This window comes from Streptomyces sp. NPDC003691, from assembly GCF_053981115.1.
Genome location: NZ_JBSFNQ010000001.1, coordinates 110,231 through 136,539, shown reverse-complemented (window position 1 = coordinate 136,539; position 26,309 = coordinate 110,231). Strand labels below are relative to the sequence as shown.

18 protein-coding genes are annotated in these 26,309 nt (G+C 73.5%); 7 read left to right on the top strand and 11 right to left on the bottom strand.

All coding sequences use genetic code 11. The features are described 5' to 3' along the window. Position 1 precedes the first annotated feature (1 nt). From ACWDR0_RS00510 to ACWDR0_RS00500, 3 genes are all read right to left on the bottom strand, one after another. Positions 2-691, bottom strand: coding sequence for an HAD family hydrolase (locus ACWDR0_RS00510; protein WP_456349353.1), 690 nt, complete (start codon positions 689-691; stop codon positions 2-4). Next, entirely contained in the window at positions 688-1,116 is a 429-nt protein-coding gene (locus ACWDR0_RS00505; protein ID WP_456349352.1) for an SHOCT-like domain-containing protein, read from the bottom strand. Before ACWDR0_RS00505 ends, ACWDR0_RS00510 begins: the two co-directional genes overlap by 4 nt. 77 nt (positions 1,117-1,193) lie before the next feature. Then, complete coding sequence (locus tag ACWDR0_RS00500) at positions 1,194-1,556, bottom strand: DUF2089 domain-containing protein (RefSeq protein ID WP_456349351.1); 363 nt, start codon at positions 1,554-1,556, stop codon at positions 1,194-1,196. Between the two features lie 339 nt (positions 1,557-1,895). Between ACWDR0_RS00500 and ACWDR0_RS00495 the strand changes: the two genes are divergently transcribed. The 4 genes from ACWDR0_RS00495 (at position 1,896) to ACWDR0_RS00480 (ending at position 9,829) form a co-directional block, all read left to right on the top strand. Continuing rightward, a complete protein-coding gene (locus ACWDR0_RS00495) occupies positions 1,896-3,134 on the top strand; it encodes a 4-hydroxybenzoate 3-monooxygenase (protein ID WP_456349350.1) in 1,239 nt (412 codons plus the stop codon). A 100-nt stretch (positions 3,135-3,234) separates the two neighbouring features. Then, the gene (locus tag ACWDR0_RS00490; RefSeq protein WP_456349349.1) at positions 3,235-5,181 is read left to right on the top strand and encodes a methyltransferase; all 1,947 of its coding nucleotides are present in this window, start codon (positions 3,235-3,237) and stop codon (positions 5,179-5,181) included. 418 nt (positions 5,182-5,599) lie between these two features. Beyond that, positions 5,600-8,227, top strand: coding sequence for an MXAN_6230/SCO0854 family RING domain-containing protein (locus tag ACWDR0_RS00485; RefSeq protein WP_456349348.1), 2,628 nt, complete (start codon positions 5,600-5,602; stop codon positions 8,225-8,227). A gap of 315 nt (positions 8,228-8,542) precedes the next feature. Then, positions 8,543-9,829, top strand: a complete 1,287-nt coding sequence (locus ACWDR0_RS00480) for a DUF5933 domain-containing protein (RefSeq protein WP_456349347.1) — start codon at positions 8,543-8,545, stop codon at positions 9,827-9,829. 71 nt (positions 9,830-9,900) lie between these two features. Here ACWDR0_RS00480 and ACWDR0_RS00475 read toward each other — a convergent pair whose 3' ends face one another. Then, entirely contained in the window at positions 9,901-11,334 is a 1,434-nt protein-coding gene (locus ACWDR0_RS00475) for an SGNH/GDSL hydrolase family protein (RefSeq protein ID WP_456349346.1), read from the bottom strand. 183 nt (positions 11,335-11,517) lie between these two features. Further along, positions 11,518-12,435, bottom strand: coding sequence for a helix-turn-helix domain-containing protein (locus ACWDR0_RS00470; protein ID WP_456349345.1), 918 nt, complete (start codon positions 12,433-12,435; stop codon positions 11,518-11,520). 813 nt (positions 12,436-13,248) lie between these two features. Between ACWDR0_RS00470 and ACWDR0_RS00465 the strand changes: the two genes are divergently transcribed. Then, positions 13,249-14,640, top strand: coding sequence for a phosphoribosyltransferase family protein (locus ACWDR0_RS00465; protein WP_456349344.1), 1,392 nt, complete (start codon positions 13,249-13,251; stop codon positions 14,638-14,640). A gap of 47 nt (positions 14,641-14,687) precedes the next feature. Here the strand turns inward: ACWDR0_RS00465 and ACWDR0_RS00460 are convergent, their stop codons facing one another. From ACWDR0_RS00460 to ACWDR0_RS00450, 3 genes are all read right to left on the bottom strand, one after another. Then, a complete protein-coding gene (locus ACWDR0_RS00460) occupies positions 14,688-15,422 on the bottom strand; it encodes an alpha/beta hydrolase (protein ID WP_456349343.1) in 735 nt (244 codons plus the stop codon). A gap of 147 nt (positions 15,423-15,569) precedes the next feature. Then, the gene (locus tag ACWDR0_RS00455) at positions 15,570-16,766 is read right to left on the bottom strand and encodes an amidohydrolase family protein (RefSeq protein WP_456349342.1); all 1,197 of its coding nucleotides are present in this window, start codon (positions 16,764-16,766) and stop codon (positions 15,570-15,572) included. A gap of 286 nt (positions 16,767-17,052) precedes the next feature. Then, complete coding sequence (locus tag ACWDR0_RS00450; protein WP_456349341.1) at positions 17,053-17,760, bottom strand: GntR family transcriptional regulator; 708 nt, start codon at positions 17,758-17,760, stop codon at positions 17,053-17,055. A 309-nt stretch (positions 17,761-18,069) separates the two neighbouring features. On the opposite strand from ACWDR0_RS00450, the gene ACWDR0_RS00445 reads away from it, so the two are divergent. Further along, positions 18,070-19,575 carry an APC family permease gene (locus ACWDR0_RS00445; RefSeq protein ID WP_456349340.1) on the top strand — a complete coding sequence of 502 codons (1,506 nt, stop codon included), beginning with the start codon at positions 18,070-18,072 and terminating at the stop codon, positions 19,573-19,575. Positions 19,576-19,690: 115 nt separating this feature from the next. On the opposite strand, the gene ACWDR0_RS00440 is transcribed toward ACWDR0_RS00445, so the two are convergent. Beyond that, complete coding sequence (locus ACWDR0_RS00440; protein ID WP_456349339.1) at positions 19,691-22,924, bottom strand: cytochrome P450; 3,234 nt, start codon at positions 22,922-22,924, stop codon at positions 19,691-19,693. A 113-nt stretch (positions 22,925-23,037) separates the two neighbouring features. Between ACWDR0_RS00440 and ACWDR0_RS00435 the strand changes: the two genes are divergently transcribed. After that, positions 23,038-23,652: a TetR/AcrR family transcriptional regulator gene (locus ACWDR0_RS00435; RefSeq protein WP_456349338.1), complete on the top strand. Its 615-nt coding sequence runs from the start codon at positions 23,038-23,040 to the stop codon at positions 23,650-23,652. 212 nt (positions 23,653-23,864) lie between these two features. Here the strand turns inward: ACWDR0_RS00435 and ACWDR0_RS00430 are convergent, their stop codons facing one another. Together ACWDR0_RS00430 and ACWDR0_RS00425 are read right to left on the bottom strand one after the other, a co-directional pair. Next, positions 23,865-24,791: an N-acetyltransferase gene (locus ACWDR0_RS00430; RefSeq protein ID WP_456349337.1), complete on the bottom strand. Its 927-nt coding sequence runs from the start codon at positions 24,789-24,791 to the stop codon at positions 23,865-23,867. 147 nt (positions 24,792-24,938) lie between these two features. Continuing rightward, entirely contained in the window at positions 24,939-26,168 is a 1,230-nt protein-coding gene (locus ACWDR0_RS00425) for a hypothetical protein (RefSeq protein WP_456349336.1), read from the bottom strand. Between the last annotated feature and the right edge of the window lie 141 nt (positions 26,169-26,309).

Genomic DNA, 26,309 nt, shown 5'->3' with positions numbered 1-26,309 from the left:
GTCAGAGCCGCGCCAGCAGCCCGGGCAGCTGCCGCATATCGTCGAAGACCGTGGTGCCCGGGCCCGCCAGCCGGGCGGCGGGGGTCAGCCCGCCGGCATAGCCCAGGGCCCGCATACCTGCCGCCCGGGCCGCCTGTACCCCGTGGCTGCTGTCCTCCACGACGACGCACGCCGAGGGGTGGACGCCTATGCGCCCGGCGGCGTACAGGAAGAGATCGGGAGCCGGTTTCCCGGCGGCGACCTCGTCCGCGCTGAAGACGCGGCCCTCGAAGTAGCGGCGGATCCCGGTACGGCCCAGCGTGAGGCGCATCGTCTCGTGGCTGCCGCCGGACGCGACGCAGACCGGAACCGCCAGTTCTTCGAGGGTGTCGAGGGCGTCCACGACACCCTCGACCGGGGCGAGTCCGTCCTCGACGGCCGTACGGTGGAGGCGGGCGAACCGCTCCCGCCAGAGCGCCGCCCGGTCCGGCCCCACCCGGTCGGCGATCCGCGCGAAGTTGTCCGCCACCGACCGGCCGATGAACTGCTCGGTCACCTCGGCCTCGGTCAGCGGCCAGCCCAGTTCGGCCCCCAGGCCGACGAAGAGACGGACGGCGATGCCCTCGCTGTCGACGAGCACCCCGTCGCAGTCGAAGATCACGAGTTCCACCGGACCGGCCGCCGGGCCGTCGGGGGGAGGGCGCCGGGTCACTCGCAGAACACCCGCACCTGGGCGTCCGAGTCGCCTACGTCGACGCTGATGTCGTCGAGCTGGTCGATCAGTTCCTCCAGGTGCTGGGGCTTCAGCTCGGTGAGGTCGATCGGCACGCCCGACTTGTTGAGCTCCGCGTTGATCCGGCTCAGCGCCTGCGGCGGGACGAAGCTGGTGAGCCGTACCCCGGCGCGCAGCAGTTGCAGCGGGACCCGGATATTGACCCGGCTCGGCCCGTCGCCGGAGTCGTCCGCGGAGTCCACCACCACCCGGAGATACCTGGGCCGGGACTTCGTCCGGGGTGCCGCGGCCGGCGGCGGCTCGGGCTCGTGCCGGTCGAGGGCGTCGATCAGCCGTTCGGCCTCCTCCGCCGTGATCCTGCCGTCGGCCACCATCTGGAGGATCTTGCGGCGCTGCTCGTTCATGGTGTGCTCCTTCTCTCTCCGGCTGTTCCGGCGCTCGTCGGGCGGGCCCGCCGGCCCGGTGCGGAACAGGTGCGGCATCAGCGGGTCCGTTCCAGTTCGGCCAGCGCCTCCTCGGCGCTGATCTCGCCCCTGCGCAGCCGCTCCACGACATCGGCGTCGCTGGGCGCCGGGTCGGTATCGACGAAGTCGAGCCGCCCGGCGATCCGGTTCAGCCGGGATTTGACGGTCGGGTAGCTCACCCCGAAGATCCGCTCCATCTCCTTGATGGAGCCGTGCGCCCGGACGAACGCGGCGACGAACACCTGGTCGTCGATGCCGAGCTGGGCCAGTTGCGGCGGCTCGAACTCCCCCTCCACAGCCACGCCGTTGCCGGTGAGGCGGACCCGTTCGACCACGAAGGGCCGCCCGTTCGTGAGGTCCGTCAGCTCCTGCCAGTCCACCTTCGACTCCCTTGCCCTCGACGGCCCTGCTGCCCTTCAGTTGTAACTTGAGATTTCTGATGTGGCAACAACTGAACCTCAATTTATTGAAGTTGGATATCGAAGATCTCAACTCTTCGTCGCCCTGCCTGTCCGGCAGGCGCCTCCGGGTCCACCGTCGCGGGTTGACGGCGAACGCCCGGTCGAACGAAACGTTCGCCGCCCCCGGGGCCGCCGGATGTGCCCTGGTCATCCGGTGCGCCCGAAGAGGCGCAAGATCTTTTTTGGGTTGCCTTTGCGCCCATACGGGTGAATGTCGTGCATCACCGGATTTACGGCTGCTTATGATCCGCTTCTGTGATGGAAAGTCAGAGGGCGGATACCGTCCGTGACACGGCAGATGTGATCGTCCTCGGCGCCGGGCCCGCGGGGCTGGTACTCGCCAATCTGCTCCGCGCCGCCGGAGTCGACTGCGTGGTACTCGAACGCTCGGCCAGAGCCGGTCTCCTGACCCGCGCCCGCGCCGGGTTCCTCGCCGCGAACACCGTACGGATCCTGGACCGCCACGGACTCTCCGGCGGGCTGCGGCGGCACGGCCGGAGCCACTCGGTCTGCGAGTTCCGCACCGAGGACGGCGGATTCCGGCTGGACTACGGCCTGCTGGGCCGCGGCGAACCGCACACCGTCTACCCCCAGCACGACCTGGTGGGGGACCTCCTCGCCCGGTACGAGGACGGGGGCGGGCGGATCCGCTTCGAGACCGAGGCGGTCGCCGTCCTGGACACCCGCGGGCCGTACCCCTCGGTCGCCGTCCGCGCTCCCGACGGCAGTCCGGGCCGCTGGCGGGGGCGGTATGTCGCGGGGTGCGACGGCCGCCACGGCGCGGCCCGCCGCTCCCTGCCGCCCGGCACATTCCGCCGGCACCACCGCGACCACGGGATCTCCTGGCTGGGGCTGCTCGCCGAGGCGCCGCCGAGCCTCGACGCCGTGGGATACGCGGTGCACGACCGGGGGTTCGCCGGGCATATGGCCCGTACCGACGAGATCACCCGCTACTACCTCCAGTGCCCCCGCGGCACAGCCGCCGACGCCTGGTCCGACGGCCGGATCTGGGCGGAGCTGGAGCTGCGGATGCGCGCCGCGGAACACGGCCCCCTGCACCGCGGCCCCTTTGTCCAGCGGACCGTCGTCGACCTGGAGTCCGATGTCGTCGAACCGCTCCGCCACGGCGCGCTCTTCCTCGCGGGCGATGCCGCGAGCCTGCTCAGCCCCTCCGCCGCCAAGGGCGCCAACCTCGCCGTACTGGAGGCGGAACTGCTCGCCGAAGCGCTGGCCGACGATCTTCTGCACGGGCGCCCCGAAGGGCTCGCCGACTACTCGGAGCGGTGCCTGGCCCGCATCCGGCGGGCCCAGCGTTTCTCGCAGTGGATGATCCGCCTGCTGCACGACACCCCCGCCACCCCCGGACCGGTCGGCATCCCCGGACCGGCCGGCCCGCCGCCGTACCACGACACCCTCCGCAAGCGCGCCTGCCTCCGGCGGCTGCGCACCTCGCGCGCCGAACAGGACTGGTTCGCCGCCAACTACGTCGGCGTCTGAACCCGGTTCTCCCGACGCCGTCTCTCCTTCCCCCTCTTCCCCCTCCGTGCTTCCGCCGCCGGAGCACTTCGCGCTACCGAAACCCGAGGACGCCCCTCCCATGACGCCGACGCCTGCCACGACGCCGACGCCCCCGCACCCGCCGCTCCCCCCGGACGACGCGACCCGGCTGCGCGCCGCGGCCGGCTTCGTCCGGGAGCAGGACACCAGCGCCCTGCTCCCGCTGCTGCTCCCCGGCCTCGACGCCACGGAGACCCGTGCCCTGGCCGAGCGCTGCCGCTTCTCGCACGCCGCCCTGCTGGTCTTCCCGCCCGACCCGCGGACGCTCCGCGCCGAACTGGCCGCCTGCGGGCTGACCGTGGACCCGGCCGCGGGATCCGTGCCCAGTGTGGTCGTACGGGACCGGCTGGCGGCCCGGCACCGGCGGAACCCGGCCCGGCTGGACGTACGCATCCTCCGCCCCGCGGTCCCCGGACCGTACGGCGAGGACCGCACGGTCGAGGTGTTCGCGTTGGTCGTGCCGCCCGGCTCCGGACTCGCCGCGCTCGCCGCCCACGAACGCGTCCACCAGCACGAGTCGCATCTCGCCTTGGAGGTCGGGAGCCCCGACCCGCTGGTGCTGCGCGGACTGCGCGCGACCTTCGTCCGGCACGGCGCGGCCCCCGACGGCGGCGGCTACAACCCGCACGAGGACGGCACGGTGTTCTACTTCGCCGCCCCCGAGGACACGAAGGCCGGTTACCGGCGGGTGGAGCTGTACGCGCCGGGCGACCACCGGGAGGTGCTCGCCGAACACCTTGCGGACCTGCCCGCCCACGGGCCGGACGGTCCCGGCGGTCCCGACGGCCGCGGCGGTCCGGGCGGCCGCGGCGGTCCCGGCGGCCGGAGCGACCGGCACCCGGCCGCCCGGCCGGAGGTGCCCGCCTCTGCCGAAGAGCCGACCTCCCGCCCCGAGGCGCCCGCCTCCGCCGAAGACCCCGCCGCCCGCCCGGCGGTCCCCGTCTCCGGCCGGACCCCCGCCGACCTGTCCGCCGAATCGCTGCTGCGGCTGCTGACCGGAGCCTGGACCACCCGCGCCCTGGCCGTCTTCGCCGAACTCCGGCTCCCCGACGCCATGAGCACCGCCGAACCCGTCGCCACCGGCCCCCTCGCCCGGCGCACCGGCACGGACCCGGAGAGCCTGGGCAGACTGCTGCGCTATCTCGCCGCCCTGTCCGCCGTGACCGGCGACGACGAGCACGGCTTTCGGCTCACCCCGCTCGGCGCCCTGCTCCGCGAAGACGCACCGGGCTCCCTGCGCCCCCTGGCGCTGCTGTACGGCGGCCCGTTCTACGAGTCCTTCGGCGCGCTCGCCCACACCGTCCGCACCGGCCGGACCGGCTTCGACCACCACTTCGGAGCCCACCACTTCGACCACTTCGCGCGCACTCCCGAACTCGCCGCGCTGTTCGACCGGTCCATGGCCGCGAGCACCCGGATGTTCGCGCCCCTCACCGGCCATCCGGCCGTCACCGCGGCGGCCACTGCGCCCGCCCCCGCGACCGTCGTCGACATCGCGGGCGGTAACGGCGAACTCCTCGCCCGGCTGCTGACCGCCCACCCGAACCTCCGCGGCGTCCTCCTCGAACGCCCCCATGCCGCCGAAGCCGCCCGCCGGACCTTCGCCGCCGCGGGCTGCGGCGACCGCGTCACCTGTCTCACGGGCGACTTCGCCGACATCCCGCCGGGCGGCGACGTCTATGTCCTCTCCCGTGTCCTCCACGACTGGGACGACGACCGCTGCCGCGAGATCCTCCGCCACTGCGCCGACGCCATGCCCGCCCGTGCCGATCTGCTCGTCGTCGAACGCCTGCTGCCCACCGACGGATCCCCGTCGCTCGCCGTGGCCTGGGACCTCCATATGATGTGCAACGTCGGGGGCCGGGAGCGCACCGCCCCGCACTACGAGCGCCTGCTGGCGGACGCCGGGCTCACCGCGGTCTCCCGTACCCCGCTGCCCCTCGAAGGGCAGGTGCTCCACGCGCGCAAGGCGCCGCCGCGCCGGTGACTCCGGGCCGCCGCCGGTGCACGGGCGTCCGGCCGGAAATCCCGCGACGGGCCCGGACGGTGACTGCTACTGTCTGCCGCGCGGGGCGGCTCCACGGCGGGCTTCCTTCTTACCCTCTCCTTCGGGGAGAGACTCACTAATCGAGCACGCCGGATTTCCGCCCCGCACCCAGGCATTCCGTGGCATTCCGCCCGGACACCGGGCCGGCGCGCTGCGCCCGCCGGCCCGGCGGGCCGTGACCGCGGCTTCCGCAACGGACCGCAGGTATGACGGAACGGGCCCTCGCCCCGGCGGCTGCCCGTCGTCCCGCCGCACCGGAGCCCCACGCGCTCCGTGACCACGGCAATACACAGACAGCGCGGCCCCGGCACCGGGGGCGTGAGACGGTCGGCACCACCGGCCGGGGGGAGGCACGGAGTTGACGATCACGACGGGCACCGGAATACCGCCCGCGCCCGGTGGGCGGCGGACCCTCGCCGAAATCCTGCTCGCCCGCCGCGGCGCCGTCTACACCCCCACCCCGGCCGTATCCACCACAGCCACTGCCACTGCCGCTGTCCCCGGCCCGGGCGTCCCGCTTCTGGAGACCGACCTCCTCGACCGGGGCTGTCTGCTCTCGCCCGGGCTCCGCGCGGCACTGGGCGCGCTCGACGACACCGCCCTCGCCGCCGAGGGCGCCGCGCTGCTCGCCGCCCTGGACGCCGGGCTGGGCGCCGACCGCGACCACACCCCGCTCTTCCGCGACTTCCCGCACAGCGTCCCCCACGACACCGGCGCCTTCTTCGTCGACCGGGTCCTGACGCTGCTCTTCCAGACCCCGGAACAGCCCTGTGTGCTCTGCGGCGAGGACGGCACCGTACGTCCCGTCGCGCCCTGCGCGCATCTGGTGTGCGGCTCCTGCTTCGACGGCGCCGACTTCTCCGCCTGCCCCGTCTGCCATGCCCGGATCGAGCCCGGCAGTCCCTTCCTGCGCCCGCCGCGCCCCCGGCCCGCGGCCGACCCCGGCCGGGCCCTCCCGGCCCGTACCCGGATACTCGCCCACGGCGGCGGCCCCGCCGAACGCGCCGCCGACGCCGCGGCCGAACTCGGCGCGCTGCTCGCCCGCCCCACCGCCCTCGGCCCCGCGGACACCGACGACCTCATCACCCTCCTCGACGCGGCGGGCGACCGTGCCGACACCTCCTGGCTGCCCGCCGACGTACCGGGCCGGGAGACCAAGGCGCGCCTGCTGGCCTGGCTCCTCGACGACCCCGCCCACCACGACACCACCCTCCCCGCGGCGGTGCGTCTGATCACCACCGCGACGGATGTGCTGCGGCTGCTCGTGGTCCGCTCCGGCGGCGACCCCGGACTGACCGCGCCGCCCCGCTTCGGCGGCGTACGACGCCCGCTGCGCCGCGCCCTCCTCACGGCCCTCGACGCGCTCGACCCCGAATCCATGACCGAGGACCTGCTCCGCCACCGCAGGACCTGGCTGCATGCCGCCGAGCGGCTCCACCCCTTCGAGAACGCCGCCCGCCACCCCCGCGCGGCCCTCGCCTTCGCCGTCCTCCGCGGGCTCCGGCTCAGTGGCGACCCGCTCTCCCGGATCCTGTCCGAGACCGCCGGGGCGCTCGCGCACTTCGACACCACCGGCGGCCGGGTGACGCTGTGGACCAGGACCGCCCGGGCCGAGGCCGCTTGTGCGGCGGGCGATGTGCCGACCGCGGCCGCGCTGCTGGCCCGGCGGCCGGGCGAGCTGGTGCGCCGTCTCGACCATCTGCTCCGGCTGGCGCCCGGCGAGACGGTCGCCGACGCCGTGGTCACCACCCTGGAGAAGACCGTGCACGAGGTCGCTCCGGCCGTTCTCGTCTCCGCGCTCGGTGCCCTGCGGGTCCGCGCGGCCGCCACCGGCCCGGCCGCGGAGCGGGTCCACTTCCCCAAGGGCGGGGCGGCGAAGCCGCATGTCCAGCCGGACGGGCGGGCCCCGCTGCCGCCCGGCGCCGCCGCCCGGGCCGTGGCCGTCCTGGACGGTGAACTCCTCCGGCGCGCGGCCGGACTGCCGCACACCGAAGTCGCCGTCCTTGACACGGCTATCGGCGGACTGATGGTGCCCTTCGGCGAGCGCACCGCCTCGCGGTCCCTCCGGACCCTGCCGCGCGGCAGCGAGCTGGCCCTGCCCGACGGCCGTACGGTCCGGCTCTTCCTGCACTGGACCGAGCGGCCCGGCGAGACCGTCGACCTGGACCTCTCGGCCGCCCTCTTCGACGCGGACTGGAAGCGCATCGGCACCTGCGCCTACACCAGCCTCCGGTACGGGACCGATGCCGCGGTCCACTCCGGCGACCTGACCAGCGCACCGCCTCCCGACGGCTCGTCCGAGTTCATCGACCTCGACCTGGTCCGGCTCGCCGAGGCGGGCGTGCGCCATGCGGTCGTCGTGGTCTTCTCGTACAGCAACACCCCCTTCGCGGAGCTGCCCGAGGCGTTCACCGGACTGATGGTCCGCGACCGGCCGGGCGGCGAGGGACCGGTCTTCGACCCGCGCCAGGTCGAGCAGCGGTCGGATCTGGCCACTCCGGAACGGCTCTGCGTGCCGCTGGTGATCGACGTGACCGCGCGCACCATGCGGTGGCTGGACGTGGTCGGCGGGGTCACCGGAAGCAGCCACTCCGTAGAGCGTCATACGAACCTGCTGGCGGTTCTCGGCCGCTCGCTCACCGGGCTCTTCGCCTCGGGCGCCCGGGTCCGTCTGCTCGAACTCGCGGTACGGCACGCCGCCGCCCGCGCCCGTACGGTGGTGCTCCGGCAGCCGGAAGGTACGGCCGCCGCCTACCGGCGCCGCGCGGACGAGAGCCCCGCGGCCTTCGCCGGGCGGATCGGCACCCCGGACCACGAGGGCGCTCCGGAGCCCGGCACTCCGGCCCCCGGACTGGCATTTCTGCTGCGCGGGGATCCGGACATTCCGGCGGGAGCCGAGGTGTACGCGCTCTACCCCGGGGCGCTGGACGCCCGTACGGTACGTCTGCTCGCCGCCTCGGACCTGGTGACCTCGCTCACTCCGTGACGGCGGTCCGCCCGTGCCCCGCGGGCAGGCTCCGGCGGATCGCCTTTGCGGGCCCGGTGATTGTGGAACCGATGGCCCACCCAGCCCCTCTTGACCCGCGAAAGCCACTCCAGCGCATTCGATAACATGATCGAACTTACCAAGGTCGCACTGATCGCCCATCCGCCATCGGAAAACTTGCTATTTCGGTGTGAAAGGTGACCTACCCCGTCAAAATCGAGCAAATCGGTTAATGAATTGATACGAATAACTTCTGAGGCGTCTTCGCGCAAGGAAGACGGAAACGAGTCCCGCCCGTGGCGCAGGCCACGGGCGATGCTGTGGGCCGCGGCCGCCGCGGTGGCCCTGGGATTCGTCGTCGCGCTGGAGATCGCCGCACGGCACTTCGGCGCGCCGGGGCCGATCACCACCCAGGCGCGCGAGGCGGTCATCGCCCCCGTATCGGGACCGCTGCTCTACGCCAGCATGGCGCTGATGATGGTGGTCCTCACCTGGCGGCAGCGGTTTATCGCGCTGGGCGCCGCGGTCGGTATCGACATCGTCTTCGCCCTGGTGCGCTGGCCGCTCGGCGCCGAGATGGGGTACGGAAACGGCGCGGTGTGGGTGATCGTCGGCGTCGCGGTCTTCGCCTTCGTGCGCCGCACGGGCGCGGAGCGCCTGCTGCTGCTCAAGGGCGTCGGACTGGGCCTGCTGCTGGTCACCGGACGCAAGACCGGTGACGCCTGGCTGCTGATCACCTCCAAGACCCGCCCGGAGGTGCTCGACCAGTACCTGGTCGTCGCCGACGAGGCGCTGGGCAGCCCGTCGTGGGTGGTGGGCCGGCTGGTCCAGGCCACCGGGGCGGTGGGCGACGGATTCCTGGACTGGGTCTATGTCCAGCTCGCGGTGGCCGCCGTCGTCGCCGCGCTCTACCAGCTGCGCAATGTGGCGGCCGAAGGCCGTTTCCCCGCCCATCACCTGGTGCGCACCTTCCTGGTGATCGGACTGCTCGGCCCGGGCATCTACATGATCTTCCCGGTGGTCGGCCCGGTCTACGCCTTCGGCGACGAGGGCGGCTCCTGGGCGCTGGCCAGTGTCTGGCCGGACACCCAGCCGGCGATCTCCACACCGCAGTGGATGCCCTTCGACGAGATCACCCCGCGCAACTGCATGCCCAGTCTGCACACGGCCTGGGCCACCGCGATCTTCCTCCACACCCGGAACAGCCCGCCGCTGCTGAAGCACGCGGGAACGTTCTGGCTGGTCTCGACGCTCGCCGCGACCCTGGGATTCGGCTACCACTACGGTCTCGACCTGGTCGCCGGTGTGGTGTTCACCCTCACCATCGAGGCCGGGATGCGCGCCCAGGCCCGCGGCTGGGACCGCTCGGCGACCCTGTTCACCGCCTTCGGCACGGCGGTGTTCGCCGCGATGCTGGTCTCGTACCGCTTCCTGTCGATGCAGATGGCCGACTACCCGTGGCTGGCCGGACCGCTGCTGATCCTGGCGATGGTCGCCGTGATCTACGCCTATGTCCGGACCACCCGGCGGTGGGCGGCGGCCGCTGCCGCCGGGCAGCCGGCCCCGGCCGAGGCACGGAAGCCCGAGCCCGAACTGGTCTGACCTGCGGCGCCTTGCGCCCCGGCCCCGGCGGAAACCGCCGGGGCCGGGGCGTTCCTTATGACCGCGCGGGGTTATGGCGTGGGTTCCGCCAGCTTGTCGAGGTGCGCGCGGACCACGGACTCGATGGCCTTCTGGCCCTCCAGGATCGGGTGCGCCTGCTGCTGCCCGCCCCGGCCGTCGATACCCCAGAACCAGGAGGTGTTGACGGTGCACATCTCGTGGTTGTCGGTGGCGTTCTGGACGTCGACGAACTCCACCCCGGCTTCCCGGGCCCGGGCGGCGATGGCGGTGTTCACCTTGGCGCCGAGGGCATTGAGCGCGATCCGCTCGTCGTTGTTCAGCCAGGAGCAGTCCTCTTCCTCCTTGGTCTCGGGGAAGAGCCTCGGATAGCCGACGACGATCACGGTGGCGTTGGGAGCCGCTTTCTGGACCGCTTCGTAATGGCCCTTCAGGCTGTTCGACAGCGCCGGGAGCCGCTTCTCCGCCTTCGCCACCTCGCCGTCGTCCCCGAGGCACTTCTGCCACGGCTTGACGCAGGCTTCGATCACCGTCGAGAACCCGAGGTCGTTACCGCCCATGCTGAGGGTGACCACACCGGGCTCGTCCGCGGCCGTGAGCTTGCCGAGGGCCGTGAGCTGGGGCTCCTCGCCCTTGAACCTGCCCTTCAGCGCACTGGTCAGCGCCCCGGAGCAGGCGAAGTGCTTGGCGCGCTTGACCACCTTGTTGCCCTTGACCAGCCGTACCGGCCAGGCGTTCACACTGCGGTGACAGCCATTGCCGGTCTTCAGCTCGGTGCCCTTCACATAGGGCGGATTGGCCTCGCCCGAGGAGTACGAGTCGCCGAGTCCGGCGAGCACGTCGGGCTGGAAGTAGCTCACGTTGTCGATGGCGAAACCGGCCCGCTCGCCCGCCGCGGACTGGACCCGGAACGACGCGATGCCCTTGGCCTTCAGGACGACCGGCACGATACCGGTCCGGTCCACGGACTTCCGGGCGATCTCCTTGCCCGCCGTATCGTGCGCGCTGACCACGACGGAGTTCGGATCGTCGATATAGCCGACGGTCAGGCCGAACTGGCCGACGGTCCGCGGTTTGCCGCCGGGCTTGATGAACTGGCCCTGGATGGCCCCCTGGAACTGCGGTGTCCCGGAGAGTACGGGCGCGCCCGGGTTCGAGGAGTCATTGCTGATGAAAGGCGCCCCGCCCCCGCCGACGCCGCTGAAGGCTATGCCGCGCGGGTGGTACTGCTTCGCCATGGAGGTCCCGACGGGGAACTCCGAGAACGTGATGGTCTGGGGGCCGCCCCCGGTGACGGGCGGCGCGGCAGCCCGGCGGTCCGGCCGCACGGCCGCCGCCTTCGCGGTGGGACTGGTGCCGGGCTCGGCCGCGGTCCCGGCCGCCGGACGGCCGGCTTCGGTCGGTGCCACGGCCGCACCGGCGGGCACCGCCGCCGCGGCGATCAGTAAGGCGGACCCGAGCCAGGCCGCCCCATGACGGATCTTCACAGATTCTCCCCCCTGCGCCCGGCCGCACGCCGGGTCGCACCGGAATGGTCGGAAACACGTAGAGCATTCCGTCGCCATGTCCGTGTGGTGTCCGCCCGATTTGTCGAACCGGTAACAGAACGGGGGAGACCGGTAGCCGGTGCAACGGCGCACCGTGGAACTCCGTCGGTGGCGGGGGCGCGCTCAGCCGGCCGGGGGAGTGGTGTCCTTCTCCCGGCCCGCCTGCTCCTTCCGGCCCTCCTGTTCCCGGCCGTCCGCGGTGGCGGCCCAGGAAGCGAGGAAGCGCAGTGCCTGGTGGGAGGGGGTGCCGGGCTCGGCGGTGAGGACCATGACGGACTGGTCGGGGTCATGGGGGCAGGTCAGGAACTGCCAGTCCAGGGTCAGGTCGCCCGCGACGGGATGGTGGTAGTGCTTGGTACCGAAGGTCTTCCGGGCAACGTTGTGGGAGGCCCACCAGCGGCGGAAGTCCTCGTCCCGGACGGACAGTTCGCCCACCAGCGCCTCCAGACCGGGCGGCACCGGCCCCTCCGCGGCGTCCATCCGGACGAAGGCGACGCAGTTGCGGGCGCTCTCCTCCCAGTCGGTGTACAGCTCCCGCATCCTCGGGTCGAGGAACGCCATACGCATCAGGTTCCGCTCGGCCGGGGGCAGCTTCGCGAAGTCCGTGTACAGCGCGGCGGCCAGGTCGTTCCAGGCCAGGACGTCCATGGTGCGGCCCAGCACCATGGCGGGCGTATCGGTGAGATTGTCCAGGAGCAGCCTGGTACGGGGCCGGACGCGCCGGTCGGCCCGCCCGCGCGGGCGGGCTCCGCTCTTGTCGGCCAGGCGGAACAGATAGCCGGTCCGGTCCTCGTCCAGCAGCAGCGCCCGCGCGATGGCCCCGAGCACGGCGGCCGAGGCTCCGGTGAGCCTGCCCTGTTCGAGGCGGGTGTAGTACTCGGTGCTGATCGCGGCGAGCCGGGCGACCTCCTCGCGGCGCAGCCCCGCGACCCGGCGCGGTTGTCCGACGACGGGCAGTCCCACCTGCTCGGGGGTGACCTCGGCACGGCGGGCCCGCAGAAAGTCCCCCAGCTCGCCGTTGCGGCTCCGGTTGCTGCTCATGATGGCCCATTCTCCCCCGCGGAACCCTGCGGGGCACGGTCCGTGGGTGGGCAGATTCCTTCCCCCCTGCGGGCCCGCCCGGCGCGGCCCGCCCCCCGGAGCGGCCCGCACGCCGGGCACCGCCCCGGCGGCACCGCCGGTTCCGGAGCCGTCCGGGTTGCCGTCCGGAACCCGGCGACCGGCTGTGGCGGAGCCGTACGCCTGCGGCGGGGCGTGGCTGCGGGTGCCGGGGCTGCCGCGGTGGTTCCGGGGCGGTTGCGGGGCTGTCTCGCGGACACGGGACCGGACCCCCGGTGGCGGGCCCTGGTGGAGCCGTACGCCACGGCGCGCGGCGGTCGGACCGGTGCCGGGCGCCGCCCCGGCGGCACCGCCGGCCCCGGAGGCGTTCGGGTTGCAGTCCGGAACCCGGTGGCGGGCCACGGCGGAGCCGTACACGTCCGGTGCGGTGAGGTTGTGGGTGCCGGGGGCTGCTCCGGCGACTCCGGCCCGGATGCGGGGCTGTCTCGGGTTCAGCGGTCCGGCCCCGGTGGTGGGCGGTGGTGGAGTCGTACGCCTCCGACGCGGCGGCGCCCGCCGTACCGGGGCGGTCCGGGGCCCGGGCGCGGTGGCAGGCCCGGCTGGCCCGCCCCGGGCAGCCGGGCGGACCCCGGCCGAGGCCCCCGGGAGCCGCCCCCGAGTGCTGTGCGCAGCACACCTGGCACGGCGGCGGGCCCGGGAGTCACACTGGTCAACAGCGGTCCCCGGGCCCGCGGCCGCCCGTGCCGCGCCGGCCGTCCGCGCTGCGGGTCCCCGACGGCGCAAGGGAGCGGGACCATGGACGGTCACGGTACGTACCCCGGCCACTACCCCGGGCGCTATGCCGACCGGGACGACGCGGGACGGCGCCTCGCGACGCGACTGGGTCATCTGGCCGGACACCCGCTCGTCGTCCTGGGGCTGCCCCGCGGCGGGGTGCCCGTCGCCGCCCGGGTCGCCGAGGCGCTCCGTGCGCCGCTCGACGTCTGTCTCGTCCGGAAGCTCGGTGTCCCCTTCCAGCCCGAGCTGGGCATGGGCGCCGTCGGGGAGGAGGGCGTCCGCGTCGTCAACGACCGGGTGGTCCGCATGGGCGGTATCCGCGACGACGAACTTGCGGCCGTCGAGGCCCGCGAACGCGCCGTGCTGACGCGGCGCGGCCGGCTCTACCGGGGTGAGCGGGCGCCCGAGCCGCTCACCGGCCGTACGGTCGTCGTGGTCGACGACGGCGTGGCCACCGGGTCCACGGCCCGGGCCGCCTGCCGGATCGCCCGTGCCAGGGGCGCCGCCCGGCTGGTGCTCGCCGTCCCCGTCGCACCCCCGGACTGGACGGACCTCCTCGGCGGCGAGGCCGACGAACTGGTCTGCCCGCTCACCCCGCCCGGCTTCGCCGCCGTCGGCCAGTTCTACAGCGACTTCGAGCAGACCGGCGACACCGAGGTCGTCGACCTGCTGACCCGCGCCGCACACCGGATGCGCGAGGAGCGCCCCGCCACCGCCACCGGGTCCGGCACCGGGAACGGTTCCGCCACGGACCTGCGCATCCCCGCCGGGAACGGCACCCTGGCGGGAACGCTCGCGGTACCGCCCGGCGCGACGGGTGTCGTGCTCTTCGCCCACGGCAGCGGCAGCGGCCGGCACAGCCCGCGCAACCGGCAGGTCGCCGCCGGGCTGCGTGAAGCCGGTCTCGGCACCCTGCTGTTCGATCTCCTCACCGAAACCGAGGCCGACGACCGGGCCAACGTCTTCGACACCGCGCTCCTGGCCGGGCGGCTCGCCGCCGCCACCCGCGAGGTCACCGCAAGCCCCGGCGCCGCCGGGCTCCCCTTCGGCTACTTCGGCGCCAGCACCGGGGCCGCCGCCGCCCTGTGGGCCGCGGCCGAACCGGACAACGGCTGCGCCGCCGTCGTCTCCCGGGGCGGCCGCCCCGACCTGGCCGCCGAGCGGCTCCCCGCCGTGACCGCGCCGACCCTGCTGGTGGTGGGCGGCGCGGACTCCTGGGTGCTGGAGGCGAACCGCCGGGCCCGGGCCGCCCTGCGGACCGAGAGCGAACTGCTCGTCGTCGACGGCGCGGGACACCTCTTCGAGGAGCCGGGCGCGCTGGACCGGGTCACCGTGGCCGCCGCCGACTGGTTCACCGCCCACTTCACCGCCGGGTACGGCGCCGGACGCGCGCGGCCGCCCGCAGCCTGACGGCGGCGGACGGCGCTGCGGGCGCCAATGACGGGCGGCTCCGGGGTCTACTTGCCGCGGACGGCGTCGGCGAGCCGGTGCACCCAGCTCTCCTTGGTGCCGTGCACGGCCTCCTCGATGAGGTCGGTGACCGGCACGGGCTGGGACGCCAGCGAGGCGTGCGAGGCGGCCAGCTCGATGGTCTTGCGGGGGTTCATCCGCTCGGCCATCCGGCGTTCGTTGTCCGGGTGGATCATGCGGTCCTCGGTGGAGACCTGGTACCAGACCGGCTTGTTCCGCCAGGCCGGGGCGGTGATCTTGTCGCCGAAGGTGGTGGCGAGCGGCGCCCGCTGGGTGACCGCCATGGTCAGTCCCTCGTCCGCGGTGAGGTCCTGACAGAAGCTCCAGTGGTACTTGTCCTGCTTGATCCAGAGGTAGCCGTCGGAGTCGGGGGCCAGGTTCTCGAAGGCGGCCGGCGGCTTCTCCTGGCTGATTCCGCCCGGGCTCTCGCCCGCGTCCGGGGCGAAGGCCGCGATATAGACCAGCCCGTGGACGTTGTCGTGGTTCCCCGCCTCGGTGATCACCGCGCCGCCGTAGGAGTGGCCGACCAGGATCACCGGACCGCCGATCTGGGCGATCATCTTGCGGGTGCGCTCGGCGTCGTCCGCGAGCGAGGACAGCGGTGCTTCCACCGCGTGCAGATCCTCGTATCCCCGGGAGCGGAGTTCGGCGATCACCTTGCCCCAGTGGGCGGCGCCGCCCCAGAAACCATGGACCAGAAGGATCGCGGGCTTGCTGCTCATCCCCGTACACCAGCCTCTCTGCGAAGGGTCGCCAAACGCATACTTTGCCCACGTTAGGACCGATACGGGCACCCTGCCAGCGCGGCAACGGGTACCGTGCGGCCGGTCCGGGGCGAGCCCGCCCGGGCGGCCGCACGGCCCGCCGGGTCAGCCCGTCAGCCTGCCGTCCCGGGCGATCACCCGGCCGCCGCGCACCACGAGCCGGGGCACCGGCCGGTCCACCACGGCCTCGGGCACCGAACCGGCCGCCACCAGGACGAAGTCCGCCGGGTCGCCCACCGCCAGCCGGGACGGCTCCAGTCCGAGAAGCGCGGCGCCGCCCTGGGCCACCACGTCGTAGCAGGCGCTCAGCTCGGCGTCCGTACGGGCGTCGGTACGGTACGCCAGCAGATGGGCGCGGTTGACCATGTTGCCGTCGCCGAACGGCGACCACGCGTCGCGCACCCCGTCCGAACCGGCGGCGACCAGCACCCCGTGGCCGGTCAGTGCGCCCGTCGGCAGGACCGGATCGGCCCCCAGGGCGCAGGTGGTCAGGGCCACCCCCGCCTCGGCCAGCAGCCCGGCGGTGGCGGCCAGCTCCTCCGCGCCGAGGCCGGCGACGCAGAACGCGTGGCTGACCGTCACCCGGCCCTCGAGACCGGCGTCGACCGTCCGCCGGGCGATCTCGGTCAGCTGGCGCACCCCGTCCGGGTTGCCGTCGTGGAGGTGGATGTCGAGGGGGACGTTCTCGCGCACGGCCGTCCCGAAGAGGAAATCGAGCTGTCCGCCGAGGTCGCCGTCGACCCCCAGCGGGTCGAGGCCGCCGAGGATGTCGGCGCCCTCGGACAGGGCCCGGACCAGCAGTTCGGCGGTGCCGGGCGCGCTGAGCAGGCCCAGCTGCGGAAAGGCCACGACCTGGACGTCCAGCAGGTCCCTGCGGGCGTCGGCGGCCGCCCGCACCCCGTGGACCGCGGCGAGCCCGTACACCGGGGCGACGTCGACATGGGCGCGCATCGCCCGGGTGCCGTGGGCCACCGCGCTGTCCATCAGGGCGCCCGAGCGCTCCGCCGCCGACCCCGGGATCCGGGACCGGGAGCGTACGTCGCCGTCGATCAGATCCCGCAGGGAGTGCGCGGGCTCCCGGCTCAGCCAGGGGCCGCCCCAGGTCGTCTTGTCCGGGTGGATATGGGCGTCCACCGGCGCGGGGAGCGCCAGCGCGCCCCCCGCGTCCACGGTGGTGCAGCCCTCGGGCGGACCGGCGGGCGGGTCCCAGGCAGCGATCCGGCCGTCCGCGGTCAGCAGATCGGCGGTCCGGCCGTCGGGGGTGCGGACGGAGGTGAACAGCGTCGGGGCGTGCGGGGCCATGGGCCTGTGTACTCCTCGGAACTCGTGGGCCGGCACCCATGACGTGTGTGCGGGCCGGAACCTGTGACGTGTGCGGGGGCCGGAACCCGTGAAGTGTGTGCGGGCCGGGACCCTGCCCGGCGGGCCGGGGCCCGTGAAGGGGAACTCGTGGACGGGAAGTCGTGTACGGGAAGTCGTGTACGGGTGCTCGTGGACCGTGGACCGTGGACCGTGGACCGTGGACCGTGGACCGTGGACCGTGGACCGTGGACCGTGGTACCGGCGGGCGGCGCCGGCCGGTGGTGTCTCAGCCGCCGGAGGACTCCAGCGCGGCGAGCATCGCCAGCGCGGCCTCCCGGGTCCCGGCCACATGCGCCCGGGCGATCCGTTCCGCTTCGCCCGGGTCGCCGTCCCGGATGGCCGCGTAGAGCCGCTCGTGCTCGCCGCACATCGCCGCGCCGTCCGCGGGCTCGGTGGTCAGGCTGAACAGCCTGCGGAGCCTGCCGTCGAGCGGGGCCATCAGGTCGAGCAGCAGTGGATTGCCCGCCATCACCACGATCTGCTGGTGGAAGTCGGCGTGGATGGTGACCAGTTCACGGGTGCGGCGCGCGGAGCCCGTGGCCCGCCGGGCGCGTTCGAGGAGCTTCTCCAGCACCCGCAGCCCCGCGGTGTCGGCCCGCGCCGCCGCCAGTGAGGCGGCCAGGGCCTCCAGCTGCTCCCGGATGTCGAAGAAGTCCGCGGCCTCGGCGGGACCGAGGGGAGCGACGAAAGCACCGCGGCGGGCCTGGACGGTGATGAACCCCTCGGACTCCAGCCGCTGGAGGGCCTCGCGGACGGGGATGCGCGAGACACCCAGCTCGTCCGCCAGCTCCCGTTCGACGACCCGGTGCCCGGCGGGGCAGCGGCCGTCGATGATCCGCTCGCGTACCTCCACGTACACCCGGTCGCGGAGCGAGAGATGCCCGCCGCCGATGGTGTCACGGGCGGGAAGGCCGGTGGTCCGGCTGCTGCTCATGGCTGGCTCCCTCGCCTTCGGGCCGGTGCTGGACCGGTCCCCTCCGCTGTTGTCGTCCGATGATCATCGCAGACTCCGGAAAAGCTTCCATGACCCCTTGATTGGTATTCGGTATACCAGATAACTTGAGCGCCGCGCTCGGTCGCACCGTTGTGAACTGGTCTTTTGCCGGTCTCCTTCGATGGGCCGGACGCTGTGACGCCTGTGACGTCACTGCTGTGCCGCCACCCCCCACCGCCCTCGAAACCCGTATCGGGAGCCGTATCAGCGCCGTTCTTACCGGCCCGTCAGCACGTTGAGGAACCACCGATGAACCCACCGCCCACCGCCCTCGAACCGCCCCCGGGAACCACCGTGACCGCCGCCGGTACCGCCGCCTCGGACCAGGGTGCGCACACCCTCGCCAAGGGCCGGATCGGCACCTTCGACCTGGTCTTCTTCGTGGTCGCCGCGGCCGCCCCGCTGACCGTGCTCGCCGGGGTCGCGCCCTTCGCCATCGGCATCGGCGGGCCGGGCACGCCGCTCGGCTATCTGGTCGCCGGTGTGCTGCTGGTGTTCTTCGCGGCCGGATTCACCGCGATGAGCCGCCATGTGCGCAACGCCGGGGCCTTCTACGCGTACGTCGGCCGGGGACTGGGCCGCACCCTGGGCGTCGGCACCGCCTATCTGGCGACGCTCTCGTACAACCTGATCGCGCCCGGAGTGGCGGCCGGTTTCGGCTACTTCGCCTCGACCACCATCGAGGACCTCACCGGCGCGGAAGTGCCGTGGTGGCCGCTGGCCGTGCTGTGCGTCCTCGGCGTCGGGGTGCTCGGCTGGCTGCGGGTGACGCTCAGCGCCAAGGTCCTCGGTATCGCCCTGGTCCTGGAGGTGCTGGTGCTGCTGGTGATGGAGGTGGGTGTCCTGGCCGACCGGGGCACCGAGGCCTTCGACACCACCTCCTTCGACCCCTCCGTACTGGCCTCGTCCGCCGGGATGGCCGGAATGTTCGTCCTGGTCATCGGGGCCTTCACCGGCTTCGAGGCCACCGCCATCTACGCGGAGGAGGCCAGGGACCCGGCCCGGACCGTGCCCAAGGCGACCTTTATCGCGATCGGCTTCCTGGCCCTCTTCTACGCCTTCAGCGTCTGGGTCCTGATGGGCGGCTTCGGCACCGACAACTCGGTCACCATGGCCCGGGCCGCCGACGGCCCGCAGCTCACCTTCACCGCCGCGGAGCAGTTCGTCGGCCGCTGGCTCGCCGACTCGATGCACGTACTGATCGTGATCAGCGCCTTCGCCGCCACCCTCGCCTTCCACAACGCCGCCGCCCGCTACCTCTACGCCCTGGGCCGGGAGGGCCTGCTGCCGCGCAGGCTGGCCCGGGTGTCGCCGAAGCAGGGCTCCCCGGCCGCCGCCGTCGTCGTCCAGACCGGGTTCGGCCTGGTGATCGTGGTCGGCGGCGCGCTCGTCGGCGCCGACCCGTACGGCGAGATCTTCCTCTGGTCGAACTCCACCGGTGTCCTCGGGATCATGGTGATGCAGGCGCTGGCCGCGCTGGCCGTGCTGTTCTTCTTCCGCCGCGACCGGCAGGGGATGCCGGTCTGGCGGGTCGTGGTCGCCCCGGTGGTCGCCTTCGCCGGACTGGCCGTCCTGGCGGTCCTCGCCGTCGTCCACTTCGATCTGCTGACCGGCCGTACGGGAGCGGTCAACGTAGCTCTGCTGGTCCCGCTGCCGGTGGTGCTGGCCGCCGGGATCGCGGTCGCCGTCCGGATCCGCCGCCGCGACCCGGCGCGCTACGCCCGGCTGACCGAGACCGACGTGGAACGGGACTGACCCCGGCAACCGGGGGAGGCCGGGGAGGCCCGGGAGGAGCCGCCGGGCCGGGGAGGGAAACCCACCCGGTCCCCTCCCCGGCCGCCCGGCCCCTCCCCGGCGGCCCGGCGTCCGCTCAGCCCGCCCAGACGTCCTCCACGTAACGCCCCTCCTCCATCAGCCCGTTCAGCCACTCCTCGGCCGCCTTCGCGCCGCCGCCCGCATGGTCGGCGTGGATGGTCCGCATCGCCTCCCGGACGGCCGGGGCCATCGCCCGCCCGTCGCCGCAGACCCGGACATGGGCGCCCGCCGAGAGCAGCGACCACACCTCGTCCGACTCCCGCAGCAGCCGGTGCTGTACGAACCGGACACCGTGCTCGGGGGCCCGGGAGAACGCCGGGCGCAGGCTCACCGCGCCCGCCGTCTCGGCCGCCTTCAGTTCGGTGCGGTGCAGGAAGTCGACGTCCGGATGGTCGCAGCCGGCATAGGCCAGCATCGGCGCCCGGCCGGGCGCGGGGAAGGCCGCCACCCGGTCCGCGATCATGCCCCGGAAGGGGGCCAGTCCGGTGCCCGCCGCCACGACGATCACCGGTACGGACGGGTCGCCGGGGAGCCGGAACGCCTCCCGGCAGGGCGAGATCCGCCCGTACACCACATCTCCCGGCTCCAGCCCCGCCGTGTACGCGGCGCCCGCGCCGAGGAAGGTGCCCGTGCCGTCGCGGTGCGGCACCGGATGCGCGGAGACCATCAGATCGGCCCGGCGGGGCGCGACGGCGGGGGAGGAGGAGACGGAGTAGTAGCGGGTCGGCGCCGGCTCCAGGACGTCCAGCAGCGCGGCGAGGTCAGGGCGGCACGAGGCGTGCCGCTCCAGCAGGTCGGGCACGGTCTCGGTGCCCGGCACATGGGCGGCGAGGGCGGCCCGCTCCGGCGGGCAGGGCGCGTGGGCGGCAAGGGCGGCGGCCTGGCGCGCGGTCGCGGGCCGGTTCAGCTCGGTGAAGTGCGTGAGCAGGGTGCGTACGGTCATCGGCCGGTCCACCGGCAGGGTCGTCCGCCCGGCCCCGCCCGCGCCCAGCACGACCGTCCGCTCCAAGTCCAGGCCGAGGAGCTTCGCCGTACGCTCCACCAGCGCCGCCGGGCTGGCCAGGCGCACCAGCAGATGGTCGCCCGTGCGGTATGCGGTGCCCTCGGGGAGGTCCAGGGCGAGGAAGCGCTTGGAGCGGCCCAGCGGATGCGCGAGGTCGGCGAGTTCGCGGGCGGCGACAACCGTCATCGGCACCAGACCGCCGTCCTCGGGAACGCCCGGGTCCGCGGCGGACGGCACCTCGGTGACCGTGTGGCGGGGCCCGGCGGGCGCGCTCTCCCCGGCCTCGTCGGCGGGTACGCCGTACCGCTCCAGCAGCAGCCCGAAGACCCGGTCGCTCCACTCGCCGACGGCGTCCGTCACATCGAGGGAGACGTCGACCGCGGCCCGCTCGGCCAGCGGCTCGGCGCCCGCGGCCCGCAGCCGCTCGTCGATCAGCGACGGGACGCGCTGGTAGGTCGCCGCCCAGTTGCGGTCCCCGGCGCCGAGGACGGCGTACGGCAGCCCGGTCAGCCCCTCCGGCCCGTCCGCCAGCCAGTCGGTGAAGCGGACGGCGTCGTCGGTGGGCCGCCCGTTGTAGGAGGAGGCGACGATCAGGACGGGCTGCGCCGGGTCGAGCGTGTCCACGGCCTCGTCGAGCGGCGCCAGGGCGGTGGTGAAACCGGACCGGGTGCCCCGGTCGGCCAGCTCCGCGGCCAGACTGCGGGAGGTGCCCAGATTGGATCCGTACAGCACCTTCAGCGTGGTGCCCGGGGCGCGCAGCAGTGCGGGCGCGGAGTCCGCGGCCATCGGCTGCCGGGATACGGAGGCGGGGGCGGCCGCCGCGGCGGCGAGCCGTTCGGCGGGTTCGCGCCGCACCGGCGTCAGCCGGAATCCGTCCGGCTTCAGAGTGAGCGTCTCCTTGACGCGCAGCTCGTAGCCGTCGTGGTCGAGCAGTTGGTAGCGGTGGACGATCAGACCGAGCAGCAGGGTCGCCTCGTGGAGGGCGAACCGGCGTCCGATACAGGACCGTTCGCCGTTGCCGAAGGGCTTGTAGAGATGGCCCGGGCGGCTCTCGACGGCCTCGGGGGAGAAGCGGGCCGGGTCGAACAGCTCCGGGTTGGCGCCCCAGCCCGGCTCGCGGTGGAGCATCGGGGTGAGGATCATCAGCGGCTGCCCCTTCCGGACCGGGTGGCGGCCGCCGATGACGGTGTCCGCCAGCGGCTCCACCGCGAACGCGGGCGCGGTCGGCCAGAGCCGCAGGCTCTCGTCGAGGACCTGTCGGACGTACCGCAGCCGGCCCACGTCCTCGTAGCCCGGGTCGGGGTCCGGGTCCGTGCCCCACAGCGCGTCGGTCTCGGCCCGTGCGGCGGCCAGCACGGCCGGGTTCTTCAGCAGGTAGTAGAGGGCGAAGGAGAGCGCGCCGCTGGTGGTCTCGTGACCGGCGATCAGGAACGTCAGCATCTGGTAGCGGATATTGGTGTCGTCCAGGCGCTCGCCGCTGTCCCTGTCCACGGCGTGCAGCATCAGCGCCAGCAGATCGTTCCCCGCCGGGCCGCCGGAACCGTCGGGTCCGCCGTCGGTGGCACCGGTGGCACCGCCTTCCGCGGCCGCGGCGCGCCGTGACCGCACGATGTCGTCGGCCAGTTCGTTCATCACCGCCACATCGGCGCGCTGGCGCTTCTCGGCGCGGGCGTAGAGGAAGTCGAGACCGGGGAGGAACGCGGTCTTGCGCTGGGCGTGGTCCAGGGCCCGGACCATCGAGGCGATGAACGGGTGCTGGTCGGTCCGGTCGAAGGTGCCGAAGTCGTAGCCGAAGCCGCAGAGCCCGATGGTGTCCAGGGTCAGCCGGGTCATGTCCTCGGCGACGTCGACCGGGGTCCCGGCAGCCTCGTCCCACTTGGCGAGCAGACGGCGGGCGACCCGCGTCATGACCGGGTGGTAGGACCGCAGCGCGTCGAAGGCGAAGGCCGGCAGCAGGATGTTGTGCGCCTTGCGCCAGTTCGGCTCGTGGCCGTAGGCGGTGAACAGCCCGTCGCCCGCGAAGTCGCGGACGGTCTCCAGCGGCAGCACCGACTTGCGGAACCGGGACTCGTCGCAGAGTTCGGCGACCAGGTCGCCGCCCGAGACGATCCAGGTGTCGTCGTTGAAGAACCGCAGGTTGTAGAGCGGGCCCAGCTCCCGGGCCTCGTCCATCGTGTACTGGATGAACGTGTCCGTCGGCACCTGGAGCGCATGCCCCACCAGGGGGAGCCGGGTGCGCTCGGGCACGGTCGCGCGGTCGGACGGACGGAGTGCGGTCGGGTTCATCTGCCTGCCCCTCGGTGATCTCCTTGGCCTTCCCGATCCACCATACGCATGACTTGGTCACCTGACAAAGTCGATCGACACGGGCGGTCGACTATGTCGTTATAGTTGCCGGTATGGCTCATGTAACCGCCGCCGAGCGACGTCCCCAGCTCATTGCCGCGGCCATCGAACTCATGGCCCGCGAGGGCGTCGCCGCGGGCAGTACCCGGGCGATCGCGGCCGAACTGGGCGTCGCACAGGCAACCGTCCACTACACCTTCGGCACCAAGGCCGACCTCTACCGCGCCGTACTGGAATCCCTCACGGCCGAACTGATCGCCGGGGTGCAGCAGGCGGCGGCCCGGGCGGAGAGCCTGGAGGAGGCGCTGCGGGCGACCGCCGACGCGATCTGGGCGGATCTCGTCGACCGGCCCGAGCTGAACCTGCTCTGGCTGGAACTCGTCGCCTTCTCGATGCGCAGCCCCGAACTGCGCGAGGTCGTCGTCCGCTACCACGAGGACATTTCGGAGATCGCCGCCGGATCCCTGCGGACCATCGCCGAGCGCAGCGGCTGCACCTACGCACTGCCGCCCGAGGAACTGGCCCGCTTCCTGGTGGCCGGCCTGGACGGGCTCTGCATGAACCTGGTCATCACCGGGGCGAAGCCGGAGGCGGAGACCCGGCGCGCCCTGGACCAGCTCATCGAGGCAGCCGCGGCGCTGGCCTGCGGCGCGGGAAGGGGCGCGTAGGAATCGCGCCCCGGGGCCGCCCTCTCCGCTTCCCCGGACGGGGTGCGGCCCCGGGGAGCCCGGACTTCGTGGCCGTGAAGGCCGCGTGTGCTCCCCGCAGAGGGGGACGGGCCGCCACCCGGTGGGTGACGGCCCTCGGTACCTACGGCGGCGCGGACCCGCGCCCGGTGCCCCGGACGGCAGCGCCGGGCGGCGGGGTCCGCGCCGCGGTGTCAGTCCGCCCGGTGGGTCCAGCCGCGGGCGGTACGGCCCAGCTCCCGGAAGCCGAGCGACTTCAGCAGGGCGATCTCCCCGGCCTCGTCGGCGTCCTCAGGGTCCGCGTAGGTCAGCAGCCGGTCCGCCCCGCACAGTTCCAGCCAGGCGCGGGCCTCACCGAGCAGCCATTCCGGCAGCCCCGGGACGGGCTCGTCCGGCAGTTCGAGGTCCGCGATATCGGCCAGACCGCCCGGGCGGGCGTGCCGCTCCGGCCGGTCGAGGTGCGTGTCCAGCTCGACGTACGCCACCTCCGCGCCGCCGGCCCGCGCGCTGAGCCGGGTGCCCAGCGGGCCCACTTCCCGGCGCAGGGTCACCCCCAGCGGCGCCGGACCCGGCTCGGGCAGCCCGGACACGGAGGCCAGCAGCAGTACCTCGACATCGCCGGTGTGGGCGAACCCGGCGCCCTCCAGGACGGACCGCACATGGGGCCAGGCGTCCGGGACGCCGTACACCCCGGGCACCGGCAGCCGTCCGTCCGCGTACCGGGCCCTGACGTGCCAGCGGCCGAGCTGGGCCAGGCAGGCGGACATCAGCAGCTCCGCCGCCTCGTCCCCGTCGGACGGCACATGCACGAACCAGTCGATACGGCCGGTGTCCCGGTAGTCCTCGCCCACATCGGGGTCGTTGCGGTGGCGCAGCAGATGCGCGGCGGCCACGATCCGCCGCCGGTCCTCGGCGACGAGGGTGACCCGCTCGGCCACCCACGGGTCGGTGATGTACTCCTCGGGGCAGCGCTCCAGGCTGCTGAGGACGGTGTTCACCGAGACGCCCGCGCCGGGTACGACGGCGGCGGCATGGGCATTGACGAGCGCGGTGAGCTGATCGCGGTCTTCGCGGTGGAATGTGCGCACCTGGAGCGCGGAAGAGAAAGGTGCAGAGGGCACGACGGGGCCTCCGTGAATCGGATACGAGTGGGAGGCCGCCATGAGGTGCGGTACCCGGCCACCATAACACCCGCCGGCCCGGCGCCACGGCGGACCGTCCGCGCCCTGACCTCCCGTGCCGTGCTCTCTCCGGTACACGGGGAGTCGTCAGCGTTCCCGGACGAGCCAGGCGTATTTCCCCGAGGCGCCGATCGGAATGCGGGCGCGATACGCGATCTCGCACCGGAATTCGGTCAGCTCCGCCATCCGGAGCGCGAGTTCCGCCGTATCGTCGCCGCCGAGCGGTTCGCCGTCGAACGTGGTGTACAGCAGCCGGGCGTCCCGCGGCCCCGTCGTCCGTAACTGGCTGAGGAAGATCCGCGGCGACACGGCCGCCAGCCGGTCGTCGAGATCGCCCTGCGACACCGGCCCGGCCGGGGTGGGCAGTACCTCGGCCGCCCGGCCGCGGAACCGCACCGGCCGTGCCGCGTCCGCACCGGGCCCGACCGGCCGTACACAGTCGCCGGTCCGGTAGCGGATCAGCGGCATATACGGATTGCGGACGCTGGTGACGATCACGCCGTGCAGCCCGCTGCCCGGCGCCAGCGGGGCGAACTCCACACTCATCCGGTCCAGGAACGGGCGGTAGTGACCGCCGCTGTCGCCCGAGTACAGATGGCCGACCTCGGCATCGCCGAACAGGTCGACCACCGGGCACGCCAACTGCCGTTCCAGATAGCGGCGTACGTTCGCCGGCGTGTACGCGTACGCCGTGACCACGCTCGCCGGGCGCGGGAACCGGCCCCCGAGACCGTGCGCGTGCGCCGCGCGCACCAGATGCGCCAACTGCGCGCCCGGACCGTCGAGGTGGTACCGGCCGAGGGGGTGCCGCCGCTGTTCGGAGCGGAGTTCGCCGAGGGCGCGCTCCACATCGCCGCGCTCCCAGCGGTCCGGGTCGACCGGCAGCCCGATCCGGACCGTGCGCAGGTCCGGTGTCCGCTCCGGGGGCGTGTGCCGGACCCGGGGCCGGGGCGCTCCGGCCGCCCAGGCGGGGTGCCCGGCGGCGGGCACCGCCGTCAGCGACACCCGGCGGCAGCCCTCGCGCCAGGTCGCCGAGAGGTCGGGGTGCGTACTCCACAGCCGGTAGGCGGACTTGAGCGGGAAGGACGGCGGCCGGACGAACCGCAGCCGCCCCGGTTCGGCACCGGCCGACAGCGCGAACTCCGCCTCCCCGGACGCCAGCGCGGCCGTCACCCTGGGCGTGAGCCAGCGGTCCGGAAAACCCAGGGAGATTTCCGGTTTCCCGAGGACGGGAAACCAGCCCCGGGCGACCGAATCACGATAGAAGGGAATATCCCTGATCTGTTCGACGATGTCGGCGGTGGGCTGATTCTTCATTTCTTTCCCTCCCCTGCGCCGGGATTCTTCCGCCTTGGCGTCACAGCCCGGTGCCCGCCCTGCTCCCGGCCGCTCGAACCGCCTGAGGGAAGCTAAGGATCCGCCCGGCGCACTGTCAACGAAAAACCCCGGAATTCTGTA